Source organism: Pseudomonas sp. 008 (assembly GCF_016861935.1).
GTDB lineage: Bacteria > Pseudomonadota > Gammaproteobacteria > Pseudomonadales > Pseudomonadaceae > Aquipseudomonas.
Genome location: NZ_BOMA01000038.1, coordinates 1 through 3,440, shown reverse-complemented (window position 1 = coordinate 3,440; position 3,440 = coordinate 1). Strand labels below are relative to the sequence as shown.

Below are 3,440 nucleotides of genomic sequence, written 5' to 3'. Positions count from 1 at the left end.
GAAAAAATTCTCTTGCATGCGGGCTTGGGTGGCTTGCTGGCTGAAGCGATGGGCGGTGATTTCCGCACCGGAGCACTGGCAGGTGGCGCCAACGAAGTATTGGTCGGATTGCTGGGCGACAAACTTTTACCTTCAAACCTTGTTCCGGGTTCTGCGGAGTACAACCAGGCCCAGGCCAACCTCCTGGCGCTGTCGCAAATTGTGGGTGTGCTAGGCGCAGCGGCGTCCGGGGGCGATGTCGGGGTTGGTGCTGCGGTGGCGGCGAATGCTACGCAGTACAACTTCTTGGGCAATCACTCCCAGGCTCAGCGTGATCGTGCGCGCGAAGAATATGCAACACAACCGGGGATTGATTCTGCCAAACGCTTAGTGACGTTGGAGGGAGCGGACCAACGGAGTGATGATCTGCTCGCGGCATTCCATAAAAATCCTGACTCCCTTTCCAGGGCCGACAAAATAGAGCTTTCGGCCTATCTCCAGGTGTATGGCTATGAGCAAGCCCTCAAGTACGGTCCGGAGGCTGCCGAGGCCAGCATTCAGATGCTACTTCGTGACGGGCCTGTTCCTGTCAGTGACTATCACTATGCGGGCATGGATGACGTCAAAAATGCTTACGCTGATGCAGCGCGTGCCCAAGTAGGAGGGTTTTGGGATCAGTTGGGTTGGAGCAGGCCGAAAACTGAAAATGAGCTGATTTACAAAGATGCTCAAGGCATGTTGCGTATCAACAACGAGCAGCAGGGACTTTCGAACCTCGGTAGTCCGGCGTTGTACGGCCTTACTGGTCCATTGGGGGCTGGCATACGAATCGCGGCAGCGGCCAATGGTGTCCTCCAGGCGGCTTATGGTGCGAATCAGGCGTTTAATGGTGATCTCTGGAACGCTGCTGGAAACATAGTGGTGGGGGCTCTGGGCGTAGCCAGCGTCAAGGTTCCGAGCACGCGTTTGCCGAATGCTTCGGGCATCGGCGAGTTTCCTGTGACGAATCCGAACCCAGGTAGTACTCTTGTAAAAGAGGCGGGAGAGGTATTTGACTGGACTACGGTTGGTGCAAAAGCAACTGCCACGATTGGAGGTCAAGCAGCTTCTACGCTTTCGAAGAACTTTGGCGAGTCAGTTCTCGGTCATAACACCCAGATTGGCGTGCGAAATAGTAAGGCGGGGACGATTTCTGGTGCTCACAACAGCGATGCCTTCCTAGAGTCGGTTGAAATAACTGGTGCGAAAATCTCCAACAAAATCACGGATGTCCGTTATCCTGGCCTTGTTGAGTATAGCTATCAGTTGCCTAGAACCAACACTAAGGGCGAGTTGATGGGGGGGTATAAGCCTACATCCACGAAAACGACTTACGATCCAAAGGTTCTGCCGGATAGCAAGGTGGCTGATATGTCTAGTCGAGCGGCAATCCAAGCTGAGTCTTTGTTTAAAGCCAATCCGGCGTTGAGAGAAGCTAGTATTAAAGTTGATGGCTATCACTTCCAAGTGACACGTAATAGCAAGACTGGAGAAATAACAAACTCCTTTATCACTATGCCGCCGAGGACAAACTGATGACTAGATTGGCTTGGCTTGAGAGCCTCAAGGAGTCATTTGCTTCAACTGGCCTGGATTATGAAGATCTTTACGAATTGATAGAGGCTTCTATAGCGAGAGGGAGGACTAATTTCCCAGCGTTTATCTATGACGCATCGCGGGGAGTTGGCTTCTCTGTGAGTGAAGGATTTTTTTACTCTCTTGATCAGGACTGGGACGATCCAGAAGATTTCAGTGAGGTCAGTTTCTTTTTGGGCGAAGTGGAAACTTCAAGTATCCCAGTGCCTGACTACGTTTCCCTGATGAAAATTGCAGCTGATGTTTACTCTGCTTTCTTTCCTGATGATGGGGACGGTGTTCTAAGGTCTGCTGAAAGATTAGAAGAGCGTTACTCAAAGAAGTCCCCAATCTAGTTGGGACGTTAAGAGAGAAAAGGGACGGATTTGAATGGCACTTGCTTAATATATTTAGCGTGCCCATTTTGTCTGACATCTGTCCTTGCTGACCGACGTGATTTGGTCAGCAAGGGGTAGGCTTGAGGTCTTCGTTTTATGGCTCGCGGCTCGATACGACCAAGCCGGTTTCCAACGCGCCTTTGAGCGATCAGCGTCAATAAATTTGAAAGATAAACGGGGACAGACTACGTTTATCGAGGGCGGGATACTGCTCCCTCAATTTAATTGTGGTCTGTCCCCGATTTTCACGATTTTCAGAATAGCTCGCTTGTGTCTGGTGAGTCGGTTGGGCTGTTTGATAGAACAGTGCTGCATGTCCCTGTAAATGATAAATTCTCTGCACGTGCAACTCAGGAGTTGCTGGACGCCATCAATGCATTTCCTAGTAATACCCAAGCGTCTAAAGTCGCCACAATGATCGGTGCTTATGACCCGGCATCAGGAAAAATAGCTGTGGGGAGCAGCAATGGGAAAATTACTGCTGAAACTCTGGATGTACGTACAGTTAGTTATATAGAGAATCAACTTGGTGTTAAAATTGGTGAGCTCACTAGTTTGTGTAGGAACGCGGCAGGTGCATGCGCTGAGGTAGCAGCTGTTGACAAATTGGTAAGGTTTGGAGTAAATCCAGCAGGTGTAAAGTTTACGGATGCTTTGCGTCCGAAGACAGTCAGAGAAGAAGGGGGGATCACCCCGAAAGCGATTATTGATACCTGTCCGAACTGCAAGGTTGTCTGGCCGGAGAAGAAATGATGACACTGAATAAGTATTGGGAACCCGGGTTTGGCGAACTGGTTACTTGGTTCGCAATGGATAAAAATGGAGCCATTGCGGTCATGGTAAATAACTGCTTTGGGGCGCTCCCAGCTATACTTTTGGAAGTTTCCGATGTAGATGAAAGGCTCGATAGCTTTAATGAATTTATTTGGGGGGAATCTGCTGAGTTTGATGAGTGCTCGGAAAATAAAAAAGGGCAGACGATATTGGGTTTTTATTCGGCTTATGCCTATAGGCATACTTCATCTAGGCGAGAGGTTGAAGAATGGGTAGCCAACAGATCATTATTTAGTGGAAGGTTGACGGAGTATAGTCTGCCATCAATTAAAGGTTTTTACGTTTTTCATGGTGTTGAGGGAAGTGTGCCAGGTGAGGATTTTCCTGTTGGATATGATGGGAATACTGTAATGGGTGACTACTTTCGATATTTGATACCCACTGCCTTTGCTAGGGTAGAAGATATTCCCGTTGAGCTCAGAGGATTGATTGCGGTGTCCGATTCTTTGGAGTTTTCCAAAAGCTCTGTCATTTGTAATGAGAAAATTGATCATTTATTTACCCATCTTTATGGGGGGTAGATGGTGATGTTTATGCGGCGGTGTTTTTAGTAGTTTGAAGCTGTTAGGTCGGGTAGTGCTGGGGCGCTAAAAATGCGAAAAACGCACGAAAAAC

4 protein-coding genes and 1 pseudogene are annotated in these 3,440 nt (G+C 48.8%); 4 read left to right on the top strand and 1 reads right to left on the bottom strand.

The window, feature by feature from the left end; all coding sequences use genetic code 11:
• Together JUI81_RS31565 and JUI81_RS31560 are read left to right on the top strand one after the other, a co-directional pair.
• Positions 1-1,554, top strand: a 1,554-nt coding sequence (locus JUI81_RS31565; RefSeq protein WP_204125688.1) for a CdiA family toxin C-terminal domain-containing protein, incomplete at its 5' end; no start/stop codon positions are given.
• Positions 1,554-1,949, top strand: a complete 396-nt coding sequence (locus tag JUI81_RS31560) for a hypothetical protein (protein ID WP_204125687.1) — start codon at positions 1,554-1,556, stop codon at positions 1,947-1,949. The genes JUI81_RS31565 and JUI81_RS31560, both read left to right, overlap by 1 nt.
• Positions 1,950-1,957: 8 nt before the next feature.
• Here JUI81_RS31560 and JUI81_RS31555 read toward each other — a convergent pair.
• Positions 1,958-2,161 (bottom strand): annotated as a pseudogene (locus tag JUI81_RS31555) (hypothetical protein); the annotation flags it as partial.
• Between the two features lie 100 nt (positions 2,162-2,261).
• Between JUI81_RS31555 and JUI81_RS31550 the strand changes: the two are divergent.
• Entirely contained in the window at positions 2,262-2,744 is a 483-nt protein-coding gene (locus tag JUI81_RS31550) for a hypothetical protein (RefSeq protein ID WP_204125686.1), read from the top strand.
• Positions 2,741-3,346 (top strand): hypothetical protein, encoded by a 606-nt coding sequence (locus JUI81_RS31545; RefSeq protein WP_204125685.1) that lies wholly within the window; start codon positions 2,741-2,743, stop codon positions 3,344-3,346. Before JUI81_RS31550 ends, JUI81_RS31545 begins: the two co-directional genes overlap by 4 nt.
• Positions 3,347-3,440 lie beyond the last annotated feature (94 nt).